This is a genomic window from Collinsella aerofaciens, from assembly GCF_039062365.1.
In the GTDB taxonomy this organism is placed as follows: Bacteria; Actinomycetota; Coriobacteriia; order Coriobacteriales; family Coriobacteriaceae; genus Collinsella.
On sequence record NZ_JBCJBI010000020.1, the window covers coordinates 1 to 22883 of the forward strand.

The following is a 22883-nucleotide window of genomic DNA, read 5'->3' on the forward strand; positions in this document are numbered from 1 at the left end:
GAGCTATTTCCGCGTTGCGCTAGCTGCGGAAACGCGGGACCCGTTCAGGCTGTTGCATTGAGATTGAAAATCAACCAAGCAATCGTTTGTAGACATCGAGGCCTTTGAGAAGGATTTCCTCGTCGAAGAGCATGCTATCGGTATGCAGAGCGCTTGTGGCATAGGCGGGACAGCCATCCGAATCACTCGGGTTGTCTTGGTCCTCTGGCATACCCGTGCCCAGCAGGAAAAACACGCCCGGCAGATGGCGTTGATAGAACGCGAAATCCTCGGCGATCAGCAGCGGTTCCTCCACAAGCTGCAGCCCGGGCAAGGCAGGCGCGACGCTGGCAAACAACTCGGGGTCGTTATCGACCGGTGGATAGCCCTCGGCGAAGTCGAGATCATACGTGCAGCCCGTTGCGGTGCACGCTTCGTCGAGCACACGGCGCACGCCCTCGCGCGCACGGTCGAACATAGCGTCTGTAAACACGCGCAAGCTACCAGCAACATGGGCCTCCCCCGCCACCGCATTGCAGACGGTGCCTGCCTGCAGCAGGCCGAACTTGCCAATGCAGGGCTCATCGGCACCCAGCTCATCCATCAGCCCGCGCTCGGCAACCAAAAACTTCGCTGCCGCCAGCGCCGCATCGTGCGACTCCTCGACCGGAACGCCATAGGTCTTAGCGATATGGATGCTCGTCCCGTGAATATGAATGTGTGTCTCACTCGAACGCGCCAGCAGCGGACCGGAACAACTCGCCAACGTGCCGGCAGGCAGATCGGGCCACACATGGAAGCCAAAAATGCGATCAGCCCCATAGCGCTCGAACACACCGCTCTCGCATACCGTCTTGGCACCACCGGTCGTTTCCTCGGCCGGCTGGAACACAAAGAGAACGTTGCGCCTAATGGCGCCCGACTGCTCGCGAATCGTACGGTCGACATACGTCGCGGCGGCAAGTGCCATGGCCATGTGTCCATCATGTCCGCAAGCGTGCATCTTGCCGGGATGGGTCGAGGCAAAGGCCGCTCCCGTCGCCTCCGCGATGGGCAGCGCATCCATATCGGCGCGAATCGCCGTGGCATGCGCGGCATCAACGCCGGCGTCGAAGAAAGCACAGACGCAGCTGGGGCACGGATGGGTCACTTCGCAGGTGAGCGGTGCCAGCACGCCCTCGATATAGGCGATAGTCTGCGGAAGATCGAAATCGAGCTCCGGAATGCGATGGAGATCGCGGCGATAGCGACGGAGTTCTTGGAGCTCGGTCATAGAGGATCCCTTCGTGAGGCACATCTGTTGCAATTTATTGTGATACAGGATTGTGGCGCACTTGTTTCCAGCATATCCCTGCATTTTTTAAACGTTATATACGAATACTCTTGTTTGGTAAAGTGCAACGTGGTAGGGTCGTTACCACTTGATAGAGGCGCGGGCACGAAGAACCGCGGGCGAGCCGGCAGGCTTTGACCCCGTGGGGAGGCGAAACCCGCCGAACTGGGCTTTTCGGGCACGAACAACCTGGTGGGCCTGTGGGAAACACCCACAGGACTGTCTGCAGCAATGCGGGAGCGCTATCCGGACATTGGGTCCACGCTATGCGGATTCGATGCGCAGATGGCGCCGTCTGGATAGCGAGGTTTACGGGACATGGCATTGACCCCCAACGAGGCATATGCGGCCAAGCAGCCGTTTGTGGACAAGGAGACACTCGAGCATATCGTCGAGCAGTTCCCCACGCCGTTTCATCTATACGACGAGGCAGGCATCCGCCGCAACATGCAAGAGGTGCGCGACGCCTTTGCATGGAACCCGGGCTTTAAGGAGTACTTTGCCGTCAAGGCCAATCCCAACCCGGCGCTCATCTCCATTCTCAACGAATACGGCTGCGGCTGTGATTGCTCGAGCTATACCGAGCTCATGATTGCCCGCTCGCTGGGCATCACCGGACACGACATCATGTTCTCGTCCAACGACACGCCGGCGGCGGATTTTGAGCTCGCCGACAAGCTGGGTGCCATCGTCAACTTTGACGACATCAGCCACATCGAGTTCTTTGAGCGTGTCGCAAGCCCCATCCCCAAGACGGTCAGTTGCCGTTTTAATCCGGGCGGCCTGTTCCAGCTTTCCAACGGCATCATGGACAACCCGGGCGACTCCAAATACGGCATGACCACCGAACAACTCTTCGAGGCGTTCCGCATGCTCAAGACCAAGGGCGCCGAGGACTTTGGCATCCACGCATTCCTTGCCAGCAACACCGTCACCAACGACTACTACCCCAAGCTCGCGCGCATCCTCTTTGAGCTCGCCGTGCGCCTGGAGCGCGAGACCGGCGCACATGTCGCCTTTATCAATCTGTCCGGCGGCGTCGGTATCCCCTATCTGCCCGAGCAGCAGGCCAACGACATTCACGCCATCGGCGAGGGAGTGCACGCGGCATACGACGAGATTCTGGTTCCCGCTGGCATGGGCGATGTGGCGATCTGCACCGAGATGGGCCGCTTTATGATGGGTCCCTATGGGTGCCTGGTCACCAAGGCCATCCACGAGAAGCAGATCTACAAGGACTATATCGGCGTGGACGCCAGTGCCGTCGACCTCATTCGTCCCGCCATGTATGGCGCTTACCACCACATCACGGTGATGGGTCAGCCGGACGGTCCCGATAAAACCGCAGCCACCATCACGAACACGTACGACATCACGGGCAATCTGTGCGAGAACAATGACAAGTTCGCCATCGACCGCGAGCTTCCGCATATCGACATGGGCGACCTGCTCGTGATTCACGACACCGGCGCGCATGGCCACTCTATGGGCTACAACTACAACGGCCGCCTGCGCTCCGCCGAGGTCCTGCTGCGCCCCGATGGCTCGGCAGACCTCATTCGCCGCGCCGAGCGCCCGGGCGATTACTTTGCCACGCTCGACGTGCTGCCGTGCGGCCGCGAGCTGCTGGCCAAATCGCGCGCCGAAAGCGCCCGCCGTCGCGCTCAGGACGAGCGCCTAGCAGTCGCCGCCCAATGGAACAAACGCGTCCAGATCGCGGAAGCGAAGGAGAAGAACATGGATATCCGCAATCTCGAGGGCTCAATCGTCGCCCTTGTCACGCCGTTTAAAAAGGACGGCAGTGTCGACTTTGACGCGCTTGAGCGCCTTATCGATTTCCACCTGCAAAATGGCACTGACGCCATCCTCACCCTGGGCACCACCGGTGAGAGTGCCACGATGACCGATGACGAGGACAACTCCGTCGTCGCCGCTGTGGTCAAGCATGTTGCAGGACGCGTCCCCGTTATTGCCGGCTCGGGCTCCAACTCCACGCAGACCATGCTCACCAAGTCGCTCACCTATCAGGGCCTGGGCGCCGACGGTCTGCTGCTCATCACCCCCTACTACAACAAGTCCAATGAAGAGGGTATCTATCAGCACTTTAAGACCGTCGCCGATGCCGTGGACATCCCCTGCGTCCTGTACAACATCCCCGGCCGCTGTGGCTGCGGCATCAGCGAGCGCAACGTAGAACGCCTGGCCGCGCACCCCAACATCATGGGTATTAAGGAGGCCTCGGGCAACGTCGCCTACGCGGCCAAGATCGCCCACCTGCTGTCAGACGACTTCCGCATGTACTCGGGCGAGGACGCGCTTACCGTACCGCTCATGAGCCTGGGCGCCTCGGGCACCATCAGCGTGTGGGCCGATGTTCAGCCGCAGCTCGTGCACGACATGTGCCGCGCCTATCTGGACTGTGACGTGGCACGCGCCCGCGATATCCAGATTGCCGGCCAGCCGCTCATCAATGCCCTCTTTAGTGAGGTCAACCCCATCCCCGTCAAAGAGGCGCTCGCCCAGATGGGTATGATCGAGGCAAACTACCGTATGCCGCTGTGCCCCATGGCAGACGACACGCGCGCTGCACTTACCGATGCTCTGAAGGGAGCTGGTCTGCTTGATTAAGACCGTCATTATGGGAACGGGCCGCATGGGCTCGCTCATCCGCACTACCGCCGAAGGCATTGTCGACGCCGGCGGGCAGCCCGTTTTTGATATCGTCGCCCAGATCGGTTTTGATCTGTCCGAGCTCGAGAGCGCCCCGGCGGCCGACGTTATCATCGACTTCTCGAACGTCGTGACCTTCGAAGCCGTCGTCGCCTATGTCGAGCGCACGGGCGCGGCGTTGGTCTCGGGCACCACAGGCTACACCCCCGAGCAGATGGACCGCCTGCGTGAGCTGGGCCAGAACACCCGCGTTATGCACTCGGGCAATTACTCCATCGGCATCGCAGCCCTGCGTCATCTAGTGGCCCAGGCCACGCGTGAGCTGCCCGGCTTTGACTGCGAGATTGTCGAGACTCACCACAACCAAAAGGTCGACGCCCCCAGCGGCACCGCCAAGCTGCTGCTCGACGCCGTAGTCGAGGCCGAGCCCGAAGCAGGCTACCACCCCGTCTACGGTCGCGAGGGCATGTGCGGCGCGCGCGACTCCAAGGAGATCGGTATGCACTCGCTGCGCGGCGGCACCGTCGCCGGCGTGCACGAGGTGGGTTTCTTTGGCCAGGACGAGGAGGTCACGCTCACGCACCGCGCCACGAGCCGTCAGATCTTTGTCAACGGCGCCCTGGCAGCCGCGCAGAAGCTCGTCGCCCGCGAACCCGGCTTCTATACGTTCGACCAGGTCATGTTTGCCTAACCAGGTATCAACCGAATCCGCCCAAAGGAGAGATAGCAAATGAGCAACGCAGCCGAGATGGATGCGCAGGAGATTATCAACTACATCGCCACCGCGCCCAAAAAGACGCCCGTCAAGCTGTACGTGCGCGAGAAGCCCGGCATGAAGGTTGCCTGGGGCGACGCACATGTCTACGGCGGTCGTCGCGGCAAGACCGTCTTTGGCGACTGGGATGAGCTTAAGGCCATCCTGGACGCCAACGCCGATTCCATCGATTACTACGACGTGGAGAACGATTGCCGCAACTCCGCCGTGCCCATGCTCGACCTTAAGGGCATCAACGCCCGCATCGAGCCGGGCGCGATCATCCGTGACCGCGTCGAGATCGGCGACCGCGCCGTCATCATGATGGGCGCCATCATCAACATCGGCTCCGTCATTGGTGAGGGTTCCATGATTGATATGGGCGCCGTGCTGGGCGGTCGCGCAACCGTGGGCAAGAACTGCCACATCGGCGCCGGCACCGTACTGGCAGGCGTTGTGGAGCCCGCCAGCGCCACGCCCGTCATCATCGAGGACGATGTCATGATTGGCGCAAACGCCGTGGTCCTGGAAGGCGTGCACGTGGGCAAGGGTGCTGTAGTTGCCGCCGGCGCCGTGTGCGTCGAGGACGTCCCCGCCGGTGCCGTCGTGGCCGGTGTCCCCGCCCGCGTCATCAAGATGCGCGACGAGAAGACCGACAGCAAGACCGGCCTGGAAGAGGGCTTACGTCAACTTTAATAGTTACGCGGTTTTGACAAACCGCGTTTTCGCTGACGTATGCCCAACCTGCGGCGCAATGTCAGCAACCAAGCCGAAAACAAAAAAGGCCGAAGTCCCGAAGGGCTTCGGCCTTTGTTTTTCTGCAACGTCCAAGCACAGCTTATCGATTCTCAATACTTCCGATGTTCTTGAGCTCGATAGAGATGAGGCCGTTGGGCTCGTTGACAAACTCGATGTACTCGGAGTTCGAACCCATCTCGGCCGGGAAGCTGATCTCGATACCCGTGTCGGTACGGATCTTGTGATTGCGCACCGCCGCGCGTTCGACCTGCTTGCGCTCCACGGGCACACGCTCAGGAACCTTCTCCTCGGTCAGTGCCGCGCGCACGCTCTCCTTGATAACCGGTTCGTCCTCAAAGACCTCATCGACGATATCCCAAGGCGGCAGCTCCTCGTCATCCTCAACCTTCTCGGCAACGGCAGCCTTAACCTTAGCGAGCGCTACAGCCGTGTTGGCACCGTGCTCCTCGGCGACTTCCTCAACCACACGCGTCACGGTGTCGATGACCTCCTTGCCCGATACGCCCGTGTCGCACTGCAGCAGGCCATCGGGGATAAGCATACGGTCCTCGCCGGCGATCTTGCGTTTCTTGTCCACATAGCCGATCTCCATGGTGCTCGCGCGCACGATGGCATAGCTCGGCACCTTTTGTGAGGGGTTCGGCAGAATGGCATAGTGGCGCGCGATGTCGTTGCGCACCTCCCCCTCCTCGCGGCCCACTTCGTGCATAAAAGCCTGCTTGGAGCCCAGCAGCATCACGGCAAACCAGCGGGCATCCTCATCGTCGTCAAAATCAGCCACGAGCACGTCAGTGGACTCGGCTTTCTCGGCTTTGGTGAGCTCGGAGGAGATAAACTCCGCAATCCGCTGCGACAGGTCCACAAACTCGCGCTCGCCAAAGAAATAGCCCTTGAGCTCGCCGCCAAACGCAGAGTTCTCGGCAAACGTGGCGCGTTTATTGTCGGCCGAGGTGCGTGCGCGGCGCAGATGCGTGGTCACGAAGTTGCGCACGGTACGGCTCTCGATATCCAACTCGCGCTGGCTCATGACGTTGACGGCGGAGTCAAAGTCCAGGATATGCAGAATCGCGTGATTGATTTTCATATACGGCATTCCGTTCTAGATCGAATTGAGCACGAACCAGTATAGCGGTCGAGCCCGCCCCAGGCGCTTCGAAGATTGGTGCATCGGGGACAGGTTGCTTGCACCAATGGTTAGCGCAGGAGCTCGGACTGCCAAGCCTCGAGCTGTTCTGCCAAACTCTTGCCGGCAGCGGGCATGTCGATCTGAGGTCGTTTGGGCAGCAGTGCGCATTTAAGGATTGCTACGATGGTCTGCGAGACAAAGCGTCGTGTATCCTCGTCAAAGCCTTGCGCAGCCTGGAGCATCACGGGCAGGCTCTCGCGCAGATTCCCAGCGATATCCGCAAACCGCTCAGCACCCGTAGCCTCAAACACGGAGAACAACGCATCTACAAAACGCTCGCGTTCGCTAGGCGACACTGCAAGCAACATCTCGCGAATGGAACCATCAACGTATCGAGCACCGGCAGACAGGCGCTCACAGTACACGAAGTCGTGACCATCAACCACCCAGCTAAAGGGATTGTGCTGCAGCAGGCTGAACTCGGTGCTCTCAACGATGGCATAGTCCTCCTGTGTCTCGAACATCATGCCAAAGATCGACGACCGAGGTAGCGTCTTGTCGATTCGACCGGAAAGATTGGCAAAGGCGTTGCCGCTCAGAAACTCCTCGACGAAGCCCGGACCATCATGGGAATACGCCCGTTCGATTCGCTCACGGGCGACATCGGGGCACATCGCCGCACCGTACACCGCAAGGTTTCCACCCTTGGAATGACCTCCGCACAAAAGCGGCCCGTCAATCGCATCCGCCGCCTCGTCTACATAACGCGCCGCGGATTCCTGGGCCGGCACAGGACACCGGAACGCCATGTTAAAGTCCTCTTTCCAGCCCACAATCGTGCTGTCGGTCCCCCGGAAGGAAAGATAGCTAAACCCCGCCGGAAACCGGAACGTCATGGCTGCAAACTGCTCCGTCGCCACCACATCGCTCACAGCACGATAGCCGCAAACACGAACGCCACGGTAACGAGGGCTTGCTGCCACAGCCTCCAACAGGGCACGGCTCCCCTCCGGATCCCACAGGTCGCCAATCATGTCTTGGTAGCACTCGGCGCGCAGCAGCTCGCGTACGTCTAGGCCCTGCCAGTTCGTCAGCTCCGCCATATCACCCGGCAAACGCAAATAGGACAACCACGCAAAGACCAGGCTATCCACCGCGCAGAACGGCCGCTCCTCAAACGGATCAAACGCCGTCTGGGCATAGGTCAAAAAATTAGGCGAATCCGACATGGCCCTCCCATCAACTATGGTGCATTGGGATGGTGCAATGGGGTCAGGTTACTTTGCACCAAAAAGGCGCCCGGGCCGTGTGAGCCCGGGCGCCTTCATTGTAGCTTTTCGCTCTAGCGAGCTTGATTTAGCAGGAGAAATCGACGCTGCCGATGATGTCCTTGAGGGCCTTGGCGGAGACGGTGAGCTCATGCTGCTCGTCATCGTTCAGCGGCACGGGGACGCGGCAGACAACGCCGTCGCGGCCAACGACGGTCGGCATGGAGATGGCAAGATCGGACAGGCCATACTCGCCCACCATGAGCGAAGAGACGGGCAGAACGGTCTGCTCATCGCGCATGACGGCGGTACAGATGCGCTTGACGGCCATGGCGACGCCATAGTAGGTGGCGTGCTTCTTCTCGATGATGGTGTAGGCGGAGTTCTTGACGTCCTCGGCGATGCGCTTCTCGGCAGCCTCATGCTCCAAGTGGCCGTGAAGCTCACAGAAAGTGTTCAGCGGAACGCCGGCAACCTGAGCGCTGGACCAAGCGACAAACTCGGAGTCGCCGTGCTCGCCCATGACATAGGCCTGGACATCGCGCGGGTCAACCTCGACGTGGGCACCAAGCATCTGCTGCAGGCGGCCGGTGTCGAGCACGGTACCGGAACCGATGACGTGGCCCTCGGGCAGGCCGGACATCTTGATGGCGGCGTAGGTCAGAACATCGACCGGGTTGGAGACGATTAGCAGAATGCCGTCGAAGCCGGACTTCTTAATCTCGGGGATAATGGACTTAAAGATGCTGACGTTCTTGTTGACCAGGTCCAGGCGGGTCTCACCGGGCTTCTGGGCAGCGCCAGCGGTGACGACGATCATGGCGGCGTCGGCAACATCGGAATAATCGCCGGCGTAGATCTTCATCGGCTCGGCAAACGTCACGCCGTGCGCGATATCCAGGGCCTCACCCTCGGCACGGTTCTTGTCCACGTCGATGAGGACCATCTCGGAGAACAGACCACTCTGCATCAGTGCGAACGCCGAAGACGAACCGACGAAACCGCAGCCGACAATAGCGACCTTCTTCTCGTTAACCATTAGAAACTCCCATCTCTCTCCACAAACAAGCCGCCCGGGAACGACCCGAGCGGCTTGTCGTAATCCCAATACATCCAATCGGGACTTTGATTATGCTCCTATTCGCAGCCAAAAATCGGCCGTTTACCGAAATTGTTTGCAGTATTCGTAAAATAACTGCACGAAATCGGTTTCGAGCTATTGACGAGTCGAAATAGGTTTCTAATACAGACCCGCCTCGCGAATGGCCTCGACAGCCAAAGCGATCTGATCGGGCGGCAGGACCAGTGCCATACGCACGTGCCCCTCGCCCGAAGGGCCAAAGCTCGCGCCCGGCGTCACCACAACGCCGGCCTTCTCCATAAGCTCCTCGCAAAACGCCATAGAATCGGTGCGACCACCGGGAAGCTTGGCCCACACAAACATAGAGCCATGCGCGTTGGGTCGCTCCCAGCCCAGGCCCTCAAGACCGTCGCACAGGGCATCGCGGCGCTCCTGGTACTTCAGACGCTGCGCCTCGACCTCATCGCGCGGACCGTTCAGACAGGCGATGGCGGCCTTCTGAATCGGGAAGAACATACCGAAGTCGATCTGGCCGCGCAGCTTAGCAAAGGCCGAGACCACATCCTCGCGACCGACCAAAAAGCCGATGCGGGCACCGGTGACGTTAAACGACTTGGAAAGCGAGAAGAACTCCACGCCCACCTCAAGCGCACCGGGATACTGCAAGAAGCTTCCGCCCGGCTCGCCGTCAAACACGATGTCGGAGTACGCGTTGTCATGGACGATGAGCAGGTCGTGCTCGCGGGCGAAAGCGATAATCTCCTCGTAGACCTCGGGCGTACCCACCGAGCCGACCGGGTTCGCGGGCAGCGACACGATCATATACTTGGCACGGTCGGCCACCTCGGGATCGATACCCGCCACATAGGGCAGGTAATTATGCTCGGCAACCAGCGGATAGTATTCGAGCTTGGCATCGGCGATCTTGGCACCCGCCTCAAAGACCGGGTAGCACGGATCGGGAACCAGAATGGTGTCACCCGGATCGAGCAGGGCCAGGCCCAAATGGCCCACTCCCTCCTGTGTGCCGTTGCACGACTGCACCATAGACGGTGTGATGCCCGAAACGCCAAAGCGGCGCTCGTAGTAATCGCACACGGCTTGCTTAAGCTCGGGCAGATCGCGCAGGGCATACTTCCACATCTCGGGGTCCTGGGCGGCCTGCGTGAGCGCCTCGACCACGTGGTCGTACGGCTTAAAGTCGGGTGTGCCCACGCTCATGTTGTAAATGGTCTTGCCCTGGGCCTTCAGCGCGAGAAGCTTGTTGTTGAGCGAGGCGAAGACCTCCGCGCCAAAGCGGTCGAGACGCTGCGATGCCTGCATGGTGCCACCTTTCGATATAAAAACGCGGCGCTCCGACAAGAGCGCCGCGCGATACGGGCCATCAGATTGCAAAAGTGTAACGCTTACAACCCCCGTATTGGTTCAATTTAGCCAACCTTAGTCAACTGGATTGAGCGCGTCGATCTGCGCAAGCCACAGACGCGAGCTAGCGTCACTCGGCATACGCCAATCGCCGCGCGGGCTGAGCGTCACCGAGCCCACCTTGGGACCATCGGGCAGGCAGCTGCGCTTAAACTGCTGGGCAAAGAAGCGACGGTAGAACGTACGTAGCCACGTGTGGACGGTCTTGGCGCCGTAGACGCCCTCGAAGCTCTTGAGTGCCATGCGGTAGATCTTGCCCGGCTCAAAGCCAAAACGCAACAGGTAGTAGAGGAAGTAGTCGTGCAGCTCGTACGGGCCCACCAAATCCTCGGTCTTCTGCGCAATCTCGCCGTCGCCCGTGGGCGGCAGAAGCTCGGGGGACACCGGCGTATCGAGGATATCGAGCAAGACCTCGGCAATGCGCCCGCCAAAGACATCAGCCGCATAGCGCACCAGATGGCGCACGAGCGTCTTAGGCACGCTCGCGTTGACGGCGTACATGCTCATGTGGTCGCCGTTATAGGTAGCCCAGCCGAGCGCCAGCTCCGACAGGTCGCCCGTGCCAATGACAAAACCGCCAGCCTGGTTGGCCAGATCCATCAGAATCTGCGTACGCTCGCGCGCCTGGCTGTTCTCGTAGGTCACGTCCTGCACAGCTGGATCATGCTCAATGTCCTTGAAGTGCTGCTCCACAGCCGCATGGATCGAAACCTCGCGGAAGCTCACGCCCAGGTCGCGAGCGAGCGACTCGGCATTGGACTTAGTGCGGTGCGTCGTGCCAAAGCCGGGCATGGAGACCGCCGTGATACCCGTGCGCGGCAGCCCCAGTGCATCGAAGGCACGCACGGTCACAAGCAGCGCCAGCGTGGAGTCCAGGCCGCCCGAAAGACCGATGACTGCAGCCTTGGTGCCCGTATGGGCAAGGCGGGTCTTGAGCCCCGCAGTCTGCAGATCGAGGATCGTCTCGCAGCGCTCGGCCAAGTCGCCGTGGTCGGCCGGCACAAAAGGCGCGCGCGGGAAAACGCGGTCGATATCGCAGGCATCGCGCAGGACAGGTTCTTCGGCCAGCACGCCCTCAAACGAAAACTCAATGGTCGTGGCCTCCGGAGCATCGTCGGTACGCGTCCACGTCGTCGAGCGACGGCGCTCGGCAACCAGGCGGTCAAGGTCAACGTCGGCGATGGCCATATCGCAGGTAAGCAGTTTGGTCGCGGCGAGCTTGGAGCCGTTTTCGTAGACGAGGTTCTCGCCCGCAAAGACCATGTCGGTCGTGGACTCGCCCTCGCTCGCGTCCGCGTAGGCATAGGCGCAATACAGGCGCGCGCTCTGGTTGGAAATGAGGCTGCGGCGGTAATCCGCCTTACCGATAATCTCGTCCGAAGCCGACGGATTGAGGATCACCGTCGCACCGGCAAGCGCCATCTCGGTCGAAGGCGGCGCCGGTACCCACAGGTCCTCGCAAACCTCAACGCCCACCACCATATCCTCGGCACCCTCATCACAGCAGCGGTAGACAAGCCCCGAGCCCAGCGGAACCGGACCCTGACCGGCAAACTCGACCCACACGGGATCTGTGGGCGCCGGAGCGAACCAGCGGCGCTCGTAGAACTCGCCATAGTTGGGCAGATACTTCTTGGCCGTGAGGCCCAAAAGCTCACCCGCACAGCACACGGCAGCGCAGTTGTAGATGTTCTCGGCAACTGCAACGGGAAGACCGATGGTAAAGACGATCGGCAGCTCACGGGTTTCATCGAGGATATGCACCAGAGCAGCCTCGCAGGCATGCAGCAGTGTGCGGTTATGGAACAGATCGGCCGCGGTATAGCCGCACAGATTAAGCTCGGGCAACACCAACGCGCGAACGCCACGCCCGGCAGCATCGCGAACAGCCGCCAGCGCAACCTCGGCATTGCCCTCGATATCGGCCACGCGAATCTGCGGCGACGCCGCCGCCACACGCAAAAAGCCATCAGACTGAGAAAGGTGAAGATTCATAAGAATGCTCCCGTGCGTAAACGCTATTCAACACAATTAGCAAGCCCTATTGTAGTTCAACCGCCGGGTGGAACCGCATCCCACCAACTTGGTGAGCAATTGATGAGTTGATGGTATCTGTTAAATGTCACGTACGATTCACATCTGGTGGGTACCCTGATGGCTACACGAAACGAAGCAGATTTACACCGGGAGGACCCCGTATGACAACCAAGTACACCGACGCGCCGCGCACGCGCGTCATGACGCCGGCATCGCTCAACAACGGCGTACACGAGAACCATTCCATTGGACAGACCATGGCCATCGCGCCCAAAAAGGGCTTGTTCGACGACATTTCCATTCCCCAGATCATCGCCGGCGCCGCAGCTGCCGCCACGAGCGTGGCGCTTGCTTCAAAGATCGGCATTGCCGGCTCGGTGATTGGTGCCGCTGTGAGTTCAGTCATCACTGTTGTGTCCTCGCAGGTCTATCGCCACTTTATCTCCGCCAGCGCCGAAGCAATCAAGGGCACGCACGCCGACGTCGATTACCCCGCCGGCGCCTATGAGCCCGTTGAGCCCAATGTCGAGGAGCACCTAGGTGGCGCCGCGACCACGCAGGAGATGCGCCAGGTTGCGGGACGCGCGACCACGGCGCGCGTCGCCCCCAACAGCCTGCGCGCCAAGGCGGCGGCAGAGCGCAGCCAGACACAAAAGAAGGTCATCGTCTTCTCGATCGCCATCGCCATCGTCGCGGTCATCGCCTGCGCCGGCGCCATCCTTATCACCACTGCCGGTGAGGGTCTGGGCGAGCGTCCCGAGCCAATCCTTTCGTCGCGCACGACCGAGAGCGATGCAAATGGCGACACCCAGTCGCAAGATCAGCAGACACAGGCGGACGACACGCAAGACAGTTCCACCTCTGCCAATTCGTCCTCGAACACCCAAAACCAATCGCAAGGCACCGATTCCTCCACGGCCAACAGTGGCACGCCGTCCGGCACGACCGACTCAAGCCAAACGACTGACGGCTCTCAGCCGAGCACGGGCGACCAGACGAGCGACACCACGTCGGGAACGGGTGCAGCAGACAGTAGCAACACCAACAGCTCGAGCGGAACTGCGTCCGGCACGGCATCTGACAACTCGAGCCAAGGCACGACATCGGGCAACTAAGCACATTTGCCTCTCATAGATAACCGACCTGTACAACGGGCGCGAATCGAAAGCGGTTCGCGCCCGTTTGCCTTGGGCGCCGCCATGGCGAACGCCATGCGATGGTAAGATGCTTTACATGTGTAAAGAGGAGATTTGCCATGAGCAAGACAATAATTAGGCCCACGCTTTCGCTGGGCAACCACATCTATCTGTATCGCCTGCTGCGCGATGCGATTGGATGCGGCAAGCAAACGTTTATGACGCAGGTTGAGGAGGCACTCGCCGCTGGTGATATGGCCGCTTATGACCTGGGCTTCGAGTCCACGCGCGAGCTGCTCGAGGAGCTCAACGACTGCATTAAGCTGACCGTCTTTAAGGGCGGCCGCCTGTATGCCACCGTCATCGCCAACGAGGCCTGGGATACCGCCCTTGCCAAGGGCGAGGACAAGCCCAAGGGCACCAAGGGCACCAAGCAGTCCTACAAAAAGAAGAAACGCGGTGAGAAGGACCTCAAGGCCGTGCGCCCCAAGCACGTTAAGCGTTCCGAGCCCGAAGCCATGGTTGAAGCCGCGCCGGAACCCGAGCCCGAGACAGAGATCGAAGTCGCTATTGAGGTAACGGCAGAACCCGAAACCGAAATCGCCGCCACGACCGATTCCGAAGGCATATCCGAGCAGGAAGCCACTGTGGAGCTCAACGAAGCGCCCAAGTCGACAACCGAAGAAGCTGCTGACCAACCCGAGACGCCTGCGTTCCAAAACAGCGATGTCTTTGGCAACGAGGCTGAGGACGATCAGCCCGAAGAGCCCGCAGAACAGGACGTTACCGAGGTGACATCGGAGCCCGAGGCACCGCAGCCTGCCATCTCGCTCACGGTCGTCTATGACCCCGAGAACGCCAACGCCGGCATCACCACCATGGCATCCACGCCGGTCGAGACAAAGTCGAGCGTCGAGAATGAGAGCGCGACGCAGGTTGAGGTTGAAACTGAAGCTGCAGACGCGCCCGTCACCGTGAAGCCCGCAGATTCCACAATCAAGCCGAAGACGACGCTGGAGTTTGCACCCGTCATCGAATCCGTGCCCGCCTCTGCTTGCGACCAAATTCCCGCACCGGCACCGGCTTCGGTACTCGCAGAGGCCCCAACCCCCGCACCCGTAGCGCCCGCCATCCCCGAGGACTTCCCCGTCGATTTCGCAACCGAGGTCTTCTGCCCCGGCCCGCTTCTGCACCAGCTGTCGACCTATCTCCCCTACGGCGCCGATACCCTCGGCATTGTCGGCGAGTACTACTGGATCGCCCGCGAGCGCGGTACCATCGAGGCCGCGCGAAACCGCGCAAGCTTCCCCCTGCGCTACACGCAGGCCGGCGAGCGCCGCGAGGTTGCCGTGCGCATTCGCCGCAACACCACCGGTGGCCTCGGATCCACCTGGGCCATCGATAAAGTCGAGCCTTCTACCAAGTAACAAAAAGGGACGATAACCCCAAGGTTATCGTCCCTTTCTCGTTAGGTCACCTGAGCTCGACTAATCGCGCGTCAGCTTACGGTGAATACGATGCGGCTGGGCTGCGTCCTCGCCAAGGCGCTCGATGCGGTTGGCCTGATAGGCCTCGAAGTTGCCCTCAAACCAATACCAGTTGCCCGGATTCTCGTCGGTGCCCTCCCACGCTAGAATGTGCGTGGCGACGCGGTCCAGGAACATACGGTCGTGGCTAATGACCACCGAGCAGCCCGGGAACTCGAGCAGCGCCGCTTCGAGCGAGGACAGCGTCTCGACGTCGAGGTCATTCGTGGGCTCGTCGAGAAGCAGCAGGTTGCCGCCCTGCTTGAGCGTAAGCGCCAAGTTCAGACGGTTGCGCTCGCCACCGGAGAGTACGCCGGCGCGCTTCTGCTGGTCCTGGCCTTTAAAGCCAAAGCTCGCCACATAAGCACGGCTCGGAACCTCGGTCTCACCGACCATCATGTGGTCCAGGCCATCCGAGACGACCTCCCACAGGTTCTTATCGGGGTCGATGCCGGAACGGTTCTGGTCGACGTAAGAAATCTTGACGGTCTCGCCCACCTCGAGCTCGCCCGAAGTCAGCGGCTCCAGACCCACAATCGTCTTGAACAGTGTGGTCTTACCGACACCGTTGGGGCCGATGACGCCCACGATGCCGTTGCGCGGCAGGGTGAATGATAGGTCGTCGATGAGCACACGGCCATCGAACTCCTTGTGCAGGTGATGAGCCTCGAGCACCTTGTTGCCCAGACGCGGGCCCACGGGGATGCGGATGTCGGTCCAGTCGAGCTTCTGGCTTGCGCGGGCCTCGGCCTCCATCTCCTCGTAACGAGCCAGACGGGCCTTGTTCTTGGCCTGGCGAGCCTTGGGCGAGCTGCGTACCCACTCGAGCTCGGCCTCCATGCGCTTGGCGAGCTTGGCGTCGCGGTTGCCCTGCGCCTCGATACGGGCGGCCTTGGTCTCCAGATACGTGGAGTAGTTGCCCTTGTAGGGATAAAGGTGACCGCGGTCGACCTCGCAGATCCACTCGGCAACGTTATCCAGGAAGTAGCGATCGTGCGTGACGGCAAGCACCGCGCCCTGGTAGTTGTGCAGGAAGTGCTCGAGCCACAGGATCGATTCGGCGTCCAGGTGGTTCGTGGGCTCGTCGAGCAGCAGCAGGTCGGGAGCCTCGAGCAGCAGCTTGCACAGGGCCACGCGACGGCGCTCGCCGCCGGAAAGCACGTTGACCGGCATGTCGGAATCGGGCAGCTGCAGGGCGTCCATGGCCTGGCCGAGCTTGGAATCGATATCCCAGCCGTCGGCGGCGTCGATCTCGTCCTGGAGCTTTCCCATCTCGGCCATGAGGGCGTCCATGTCGCAGTCCGGGTCGCACATCTCCTCGCCGATCTTATTGAAGCGATCGACCTTGGCGATCATATCGCCAAACGCCATGCGCACGTTCTCGATAACGGTCTTGTCGTCGTCGAGCGGCGGCTCCTGCTGCAGGATGCCCACGGTGTAGCCGGGGGTGAGCCTGGCATCGCCGTTGGAGACCTCCTCGATGCCGGCCATAATCTTGAGCAGGATCGACTTGCCCATACCGTTGGGGCCCACGACGCCGATCTTGGCACCGGGGTAGAAGCTCAGGGTCACGTCGTCAAGGATTACCTTGTCGCCATGGGCCTTGCGAGCCTGATACATCTGGTAGATAAACTCTGCCATTTGCCTGTTTTATCCTTTCTACCTGCTGTTCCCCTATTCTTGTTTCGCTTTAGTGGAAACGAAATGAGGAAACCAGCTCTGAAACTTAACGAAAAAGGGGCATGGTTGCCCACGCCCCCTAATACTACCTGGGAAAAGTCCCCCGGAACACACTATGAACTGCGTACGCTAGTTTTCCGCAACCTTAACGAACAGCCCGCTGAGATTTGCGCCACAGCAGATACGAGTAGACGTAGACGGCTCCGACCGAACCAAACGCCAGAATCGCAATCACCGCGGCGACGACTTCACTCGAAAGCACGCTGCCTGCCACGCCCATCACAATCAGGCCAATACCCAGCACCATAAAGCAGGCGCCGCCAAAACGCTGCGTACGGCGCCAGTTCTCGGGATCGGCAAGCGCCCAGGGTGTCTTGATACCGAGCGTATAGTTCTGCTTCACACGCGGCAAGTAGTTGCCTACGCCGATGAACAGCAAACCGACAACACCGGAAATCAGCACGTTAACCGAACCGACCGCCGGCACCACGCCCCAGACCGTAAGCTCTCCCAGCCAGCTTATGGCGCACATGAACAAGGTGAAGGCGATTACGAAGCCCTGGTAGAACTTGCCCGAGGTTCGATATGCCTCACCTTTGGGGTCGATGCGCGGCACCACGCAGAACATTGCGAGAAGCGCCAGAGGCAGCACGCCGAGCGCGGAGGCCATCCAGCTAGGACCCCAACCGTCGACGGCGCCGTTCGCGCCCCAGTGCGTGGGAATCTGCGCAGGCAAGCTCGGCATCACCATGAGGTGCGCTACGACATTGGCGACGCACAGAGCGACCAGCGCAATCCACACGCGCGACGATACCCCCGTGGGGTGAATGCCCTTGTTTTCGTTATTCATCCTTATCACCTTCCGTGTTTGTAAAGCCCATAAACCAGCCAATCAAATCCTGCATGACGGTGGTGTTTAAGCTGTATACGATGTTTTGGCCATGGCGCTCGTCGGTCACCAACCCGGCGTTTTTGAGCGTCGCCAAGTGATGGCTCAGCGACGGCTTACTGATATCGAAATGCTCGGCAAGCTCCCCCGCCGTGCAATTGCCCTCGCGCAGCAACTCCAAAATGCGCCGTCGCGTTGGATCGGCAAGCGCCTTAAAACCCTCTCCCGGCATAAGACCTCCTCTCATCATCTCTCATGACGCGCACACTATACTCGATATTTAGATGTTTGTCTAACTATCTAATCTTGTACTCAAAAAAATAGCCGCCTCCGCGTAATGCGAAGACGGCCACTTCTCACGCTACAAACGTGTTTTAGAGTTGGCCAACCCGCTGCAACGGGTGCCATCTGCTTCAATCTTATGCGAACCCCGATCCCATTTCAACAAGCCCAAGGGCTCAAATGGAATCGCGATAACACCTATAATGGCGATAGCTAAAACACGATTCGCTTCCCCATCGGAGGATGTCTATGACCGAAACCGCTGCCGCTCTCGTCGAGACACGCGACACCAAGCTCGAGATCATCATGGGCCGCGAGGCACTCGATAAGCTCGCCGATGCTACGGTGTTGGTGCTCGGCTGCGGAGGCGTGGGCTCCAACTGCTGCGAGGCACTCGCCCGCGGCGGCATTGGTCATTTCGTCATTCTGGACAAGGACATCGTCGCGCCCAGCAATATCAATCGCCAGGCTATCGCCTTTCACAGCACCATCGGCAAGCGCAAGGTCGATGTTATGGAAGCCATGATCCACGACATCAATCCCACCGCCACCGTTATCAAACGCACCGAATACCTGCTGAGCGACAACATCGACGAGTTCTTCGCGAGCGTTTTGGAGCAGACGGACGGCAAGCTCGACTACGTCGTCGACGCCATCGACACCATCTCGGCCAAGCTCACCATTGCCAAATATGCTCAGGACCACGACATTCGTTTGGTTAGCTCCATGGGCGGGGCCAACAAGCTCCATCCCGAGTGCCTCCGTTTTGCCGACATTTTCGATACGGTACGTGACCCCATGAGCCGCATCATGCGCAAAGAATGTAAGAAGCGCGGAATCAAGAGTCTGCACGTGCTGTTTAGCTGCGAGGAATCGGTTAAGACCCAACCTCGCGACCCGTCCAACATCCACGAGCGTACCGAGTTGGGTACCGCCAGCTTTATGCCGCCCATCATGGGCCAGATGATTGCCGGCGAGGTTATCCGCCAGATCAGCGGCCGCGGCACTGAGCGCGTACGCTCCGATGGCCAACGTCTGGACTAGCAGGATGCCCTGCGATGGAACCGCGATTCTTTGACACGCATTGTCACCTTGATTTGATGCTCAACCCCGATGTTGCAGCCAGTGAGGCGGCGGCATCGGGGCTGGGCCTATTTGACTGCGGCGTCAATCCGCGCGACTTTTCGGCCGCAAACAAGCGCGCCTGTCGCCAACCAGGCATCATCGCCGGCGTTGGGCTTCACCCCTGGTGGCTCGCCGACGGCCGCTGCGGTCCTGCCGAAGTCAATCTGCTTTGCGAAGTTGCCGCCCAAGAACGCTACATCGGCGAAGTCGGACTCGACCTTTCCGCGCGCTTTGCTGGAAGTGAGCCGCTACAAATACAGGCATTTGACCGGCTCTGCAATGCCCTCGTGCAGTGTCCTCTTGCCGAACGCGTGATATCAATTCACGCCGTTCGTTCGGCAGGAACCGTACTGGACGTCCTCGAATCGCATGGACTACTCATTCCAAACCCCGACTCCCCCGCTATCATCTTCCACTGGTTTAGCGGCACTTCGGACGAACTCGTCCGCGCGCGCAATGCAGGTTGCTATTTTTCCGTCAACGAACGCATGCTCGCGTCTAAGCGAGGACGCGAATACGTACGACAGATTCCACTCGATCGTTTACTGCTCGAGACCGATGCGCCGGCGGAGGCAAACACCGAAACAAGCGCACAGTCGCTCATCAGATCGCTCGCAAGGACCTCAGAACGCATCGCCTCGCTCAAAAACTGCGACGCAAAGCACATCGAATCGGCAGTTTTAACAAATACACGCTCTGTTTTTGATCTTCGCTAACCCCGGTGGGCAAAAAATGCCAAATATGAGTACTGTTGCAAATCCAGTCACATTATTTTACGGCAAAATAGTGCCTTGATAATGTACAGTTGTCCATTATCAAGGCACTTTAAGGTGGTTAAAGTCATTTTTAGCAGGTTTTAATCGCTCGCAGACACCCAACTAGGTTCTCTAAAGCTTGATTTCGCTGCGACTAAATTAGTGACAGTACTCATATTTGGCATTTTTTGCCCACAACCCCAAGGGACATGCGAATCGCACAACGCAGTCCCTATTGGTAGGCAATGCAATTCGGCAGCATTACACCAATTCGTGCATGAGATCACGGTTGCGTGCATACAATTCGTCAAAGATATGACGGCGCGACGCATATAGCTCGTGGGCAGTCATATCGGGCACGATTGTTTGCGCAACGCCAAGGACTTGGGCGAGCTCATCCCATGATGCATAGGCGCCACCTGCGAGAGCTGCCATGATGGCATCGCCGAAGCATGCGCCCACCGTAACCTTGGCAACCGAGACCTCGCGCCCGCATACGTCGGCGATAGCCTGCATCCAAACTGGATTCTTGGTTCCACCTCCGACAAGCATAATGCGCCCAATTGGCAGTCCATGCTCTCGCTCGATAATGTCGACATGGGATGCAACGGTATACGCGACGCCTTCCAAGGCGGCGCGAACCATATGGGCTCGTGTATGCCTTCCGGTCAGGCCAAAGAAAACGCCACGCGCCTCGGGATCGTTGAGCGGAGTACGCTCCCCCCGCAAAGTACGGCAGACACAGGAGCCCATCGGCACCCGGCGCCACGTCGGCGGCATCATGCGCCATAACCGAATAAGCATCGGGGCCACCGTGGCCCTCGGCCTCTACGGCGTCGCGATACAGCTCTTGGCGCAGCCACGATGTGAGCGCACCCGCCGTATTGGTCCCCGCGCAGATCCCGTAAGTTCCGGGAATGATAAACGTCCCTGGCCACAGGCGGGCATCATCGATCATATGATCAGCTAGGTAGATAAAATACGCCGTGCTCCCCAACTGAACCATCATATCGCCGGGACGGAATACACCCGTCGAAATGGCCTCGGCACCAGAGTCGCCCGTTCCCACTAAGACAGGTGTCCCTGCCGAGAGCCCCGTCGCCTCAGCCGCACGCCGCGTAATCACCCCGGCAATATCGGTAGCCGACATTACCTCCGCCATCTGGTCAGGCCGGCAGAAACGAGCGCATTCCCGAGTATCAACCTTCCAAGTGTAGCGGTCGTATAGGGGAAGAAAATCCTCCGCCAAATAACGGTCCACCGTAAAACGCCCCGTCAACTTCGCGCACAGAAACGATGACGCTGTCAGGAACTTCGCGGCACGTTCGTGCACCTCGGGCGTATTCTCCTTAAACCACAAGATCTTGGGAGCAATATCTGACGAACAGGGATCGTGCCCGAAAAGCTCGCGTGCGCGATCTGGCCCATATTCAGAAAGAAGCTCGTCAATCTGCGGCTTCGAACGTGCATCGACTCCGTACAAAATCGCGGGCGCCAGCGCGTTGCACTCGGTATCGACCGGCACACAGTCGCAACCCAATGCGGAAAGGCCCACGCATCCGATCCGTGCCGCGTTAACCCCCGATCGCGCCACCAGCTCGCGCGACAAGCGGCAAAAATCGCCCCACCAAACGGCCTCCGCATCATGCTGGTACCATCCGTCACACGGGTTGTCCGTCTCATGTCCACAAGAGGCTTGGCAAACGATGTTGCATCGATCATCGATTAAAACGCCTTTAGAGGCGCTTGTCCCAATATCAATACCCAGATAGAACGCCATAGGTGCCTACTCCCCTCGCGCCGTACGAGCGGCAGCCATAAAACGAGCTACCCGCTCAACATCAACCGGGGCATCCAGCTTTCCGTCGCGCTTTAAGCAGGTGCCGACAAACGCGCCATCGTAGTAAGCAAATACGTCAGCCACGGTATTTTCGCGACAACCGGTGCCACATACCACAGGCACTTCGCCAACACGCTCGCGGACCTCATCGGCAAGCTCGCCCGAAGCGCCACGACCGGCAGCCGAACCGCCGATGACCATCGCATCCGGTAGGCAATTAAAGAGAAGTGAATCGGCAATGTCCGCAGTCGTGCGCTCGTTGAGATAAACCTCCCCCTCGCTCGTGATGAAGTGAAAAAGCTTGAGGTCGTCCAAGCGCAGCGCCGCCTTGCGACGCATGGTGTGCGCGAAATCTCGGTTAATCAGCCCGAGATCACCGGCCCAGGCACCGCAAAAATTGCAGCGCGTGAACTGCGCATCGACGGCAGCACACAGCTCGATTGTGGCATCACCATCGTAAATAGCCTCAGCTCCCCAAGGGGTCGACAAATCATGGGACAGAGCCCCGATTACATAGCCCATCGATGCAAGGGTTGAGGGAGAAACGTGCTGCTCATAGGGCATCGAGAGCTCATTGGTAATCAAAATGCCATCGACACCGCCCTGCTGCAACGCTTCGAGATCGCGCTTGGCGGCTTCCACGACCTGCAACACGCTTCCGCCCGGGTAATACAGTGGATCGCCCGGCAAAGGACGCAGGTGCAGCATTCCGATAACCGGCTTTTCGGTCTTGAACATCGAGGTTAGAAACGACATAACGTGCTCCTTCATAGAGTTATTGCAGGGACGTTACTCCCCCAGCACCTCGACGTACACTTTTCGCTTCTGCGGACCGTCAAACTCCGCAAGATAGATGTTCTGGGCACTTCCGCACACGATGTGGCCATCTTGGACGGGAAAGAAGCAACTGTTTCCACAAATCATGCTCTTGATATGCCCACAGGAGTTGTTGCCGGTGGCTCCATAGCTCGGCAGGAAGTGTGCATGCGCATAGGGGGCATCGAGTGGGGCGATGCGATCAAGCGTCTCCATAAGATCCGTCTCCACGCAGGGCAGCCCCTCGTTTACCACGATTCCACAGGTCGTATGCGACAAAATAATCGCCGCCAAGCCATTGGTCACCGAGCTGCGTTCGATGGCAGCGTGCACGTCCTCGGTAATATCGATGAACTGGTCCGGAGCAGTCGATAGATAGCTCAATGTCTCGAGCGTCACCAT

The 22883-nt window shown here is 59.7% G+C and carries 19 protein-coding genes, 1 pseudogene and 1 riboswitch; of the genes and pseudogenes, 7 read left to right on the forward strand and 13 right to left on the reverse strand.

Going from position 1 to position 22883, the window contains the following annotated elements; all coding sequences use genetic code 11:
* Positions 1-70 precede the first annotated feature (70 nt).
* Complete coding sequence (locus tag ABCN01_RS08750) at positions 71-1252, reverse strand: N-acetyldiaminopimelate deacetylase (protein ID WP_342996917.1); 1182 nt, start codon at positions 1250-1252, stop codon at positions 71-73.
* A 144-nt stretch (positions 1253-1396) separates the two neighbouring features.
* A riboswitch (Lysine riboswitch) is annotated at positions 1397-1565 on the forward strand.
* A 65-nt stretch (positions 1566-1630) separates the two neighbouring features.
* Here ABCN01_RS08750 and dapA point away from each other — a divergent pair.
* From dapA to dapD, 3 genes are read left to right on the forward strand one after another with little or no spacing between them, the layout of a single operon-like run.
* Positions 1631-3940: a 4-hydroxy-tetrahydrodipicolinate synthase gene (gene dapA, locus ABCN01_RS08755; protein ID WP_342996916.1), complete on the forward strand. Its 2310-nt coding sequence runs from the start codon at positions 1631-1633 to the stop codon at positions 3938-3940.
* Positions 3933-4673, forward strand: a complete 741-nt coding sequence (gene dapB / locus ABCN01_RS08760; RefSeq protein WP_342996915.1) for a 4-hydroxy-tetrahydrodipicolinate reductase — start codon at positions 3933-3935, stop codon at positions 4671-4673. The genes dapA and dapB overlap by 8 nt, the downstream gene beginning before the upstream one ends.
* Positions 4674-4712: 39 nt before the next feature.
* The gene (dapD, locus tag ABCN01_RS08765) at positions 4713-5432 is read left to right on the forward strand and encodes a 2,3,4,5-tetrahydropyridine-2,6-dicarboxylate N-acetyltransferase (protein ID WP_099431491.1); all 720 of its coding nucleotides are present in this window, start codon (positions 4713-4715) and stop codon (positions 5430-5432) included.
* 142 nt (positions 5433-5574) lie between these two features.
* Here the strand turns inward: dapD and ABCN01_RS08770 are convergent, their stop codons facing one another.
* The 5 genes from ABCN01_RS08770 to ABCN01_RS08790 form a co-directional block, all read right to left on the reverse strand.
* Positions 5575-6579 (reverse strand): nucleoid-associated protein, encoded by a 1005-nt coding sequence (locus ABCN01_RS08770; RefSeq protein ID WP_271744589.1) that lies wholly within the window; start codon positions 6577-6579, stop codon positions 5575-5577.
* A gap of 110 nt (positions 6580-6689) precedes the next feature.
* Positions 6690-7850, reverse strand: coding sequence for a DUF2974 domain-containing protein (locus ABCN01_RS08775; protein ID WP_342996914.1), 1161 nt, complete (start codon positions 7848-7850; stop codon positions 6690-6692).
* 127 nt (positions 7851-7977) lie between these two features.
* Complete coding sequence (locus ABCN01_RS08780; protein ID WP_342996913.1) at positions 7978-8928, reverse strand: L-lactate dehydrogenase; 951 nt, start codon at positions 8926-8928, stop codon at positions 7978-7980.
* Positions 8929-9129: 201 nt separating this feature from the next.
* Positions 9130-10293, reverse strand: a complete 1164-nt coding sequence (locus ABCN01_RS08785) for a pyridoxal phosphate-dependent aminotransferase (RefSeq protein WP_006234344.1) — start codon at positions 10291-10293, stop codon at positions 9130-9132.
* Between the two features lie 117 nt (positions 10294-10410).
* Positions 10411-12390: an NAD(+) synthase gene (locus ABCN01_RS08790; protein ID WP_342996912.1), complete on the reverse strand. Its 1980-nt coding sequence runs from the start codon at positions 12388-12390 to the stop codon at positions 10411-10413.
* Between the two features lie 203 nt (positions 12391-12593).
* On the opposite strand from ABCN01_RS08790, the gene ABCN01_RS08795 reads away from it, so the two are divergent.
* Together ABCN01_RS08795 and ABCN01_RS08800 are read left to right on the forward strand one after the other, a co-directional pair.
* Complete coding sequence (locus ABCN01_RS08795) at positions 12594-13547, forward strand: hypothetical protein (RefSeq protein WP_342996911.1); 954 nt, start codon at positions 12594-12596, stop codon at positions 13545-13547.
* 140 nt (positions 13548-13687) lie between these two features.
* Positions 13688-14995, forward strand: a complete 1308-nt coding sequence (locus tag ABCN01_RS08800) for a hypothetical protein (RefSeq protein ID WP_342996910.1) — start codon at positions 13688-13690, stop codon at positions 14993-14995.
* 60 nt (positions 14996-15055) lie between these two features.
* Here ABCN01_RS08800 and ettA read toward each other — a convergent pair whose 3' ends face one another.
* From ettA to ABCN01_RS08815, 3 genes are all read right to left on the reverse strand, one after another.
* Positions 15056-16735, reverse strand: coding sequence for an energy-dependent translational throttle protein EttA (gene ettA / locus ABCN01_RS08805; RefSeq protein WP_342996909.1), 1680 nt, complete (start codon positions 16733-16735; stop codon positions 15056-15058).
* 184 nt (positions 16736-16919) lie between these two features.
* A complete protein-coding gene (locus ABCN01_RS08810; protein ID WP_342996908.1) occupies positions 16920-17624 on the reverse strand; it encodes an SdpI family protein in 705 nt (234 codons plus the stop codon).
* Entirely contained in the window at positions 17617-17895 is a 279-nt protein-coding gene (locus ABCN01_RS08815; RefSeq protein WP_022094448.1) for an autorepressor SdpR family transcription factor, read from the reverse strand. The genes ABCN01_RS08810 and ABCN01_RS08815 overlap by 8 nt, the downstream gene beginning before the upstream one ends.
* A 299-nt stretch (positions 17896-18194) precedes the next feature.
* Here ABCN01_RS08815 and ABCN01_RS08820 point away from each other — a divergent pair, with 299 nt between their 5' ends.
* Positions 18195-18989, forward strand: a complete 795-nt coding sequence (locus tag ABCN01_RS08820; RefSeq protein WP_342996907.1) for a tRNA threonylcarbamoyladenosine dehydratase — start codon at positions 18195-18197, stop codon at positions 18987-18989.
* 14 nt (positions 18990-19003) lie between these two features.
* Entirely contained in the window at positions 19004-19786 is a 783-nt protein-coding gene (locus ABCN01_RS08825; RefSeq protein WP_342996906.1) for a TatD family hydrolase, read from the forward strand.
* Between the two features lie 300 nt (positions 19787-20086).
* On the opposite strand, the gene ABCN01_RS08830 is transcribed toward ABCN01_RS08825, so the two are convergent.
* The 4 genes and pseudogenes from ABCN01_RS08830 to ABCN01_RS08845 all read right to left on the reverse strand — a co-directional run bounded on the left by ABCN01_RS08830 (position 20087) and on the right by ABCN01_RS08845 (position 22883).
* Positions 20087-20629: a xylulokinase gene (locus ABCN01_RS08830; RefSeq protein ID WP_342996905.1), complete on the reverse strand. Its 543-nt coding sequence runs from the start codon at positions 20627-20629 to the stop codon at positions 20087-20089.
* Between the two features lie 301 nt (positions 20630-20930).
* Positions 20931-21605, reverse strand: a pseudogene (locus ABCN01_RS08835) (FGGY family carbohydrate kinase); the annotation flags it as partial.
* A 6-nt stretch (positions 21606-21611) separates the two neighbouring features.
* The gene (locus tag ABCN01_RS08840) at positions 21612-22421 is read right to left on the reverse strand and encodes a BtpA/SgcQ family protein (RefSeq protein WP_343014257.1); all 810 of its coding nucleotides are present in this window, start codon (positions 22419-22421) and stop codon (positions 21612-21614) included.
* Between the two features lie 33 nt (positions 22422-22454).
* Entirely contained in the window at positions 22455-22883 is a 429-nt protein-coding gene (locus ABCN01_RS08845; RefSeq protein ID WP_006234356.1) for a secondary thiamine-phosphate synthase enzyme YjbQ, read from the reverse strand.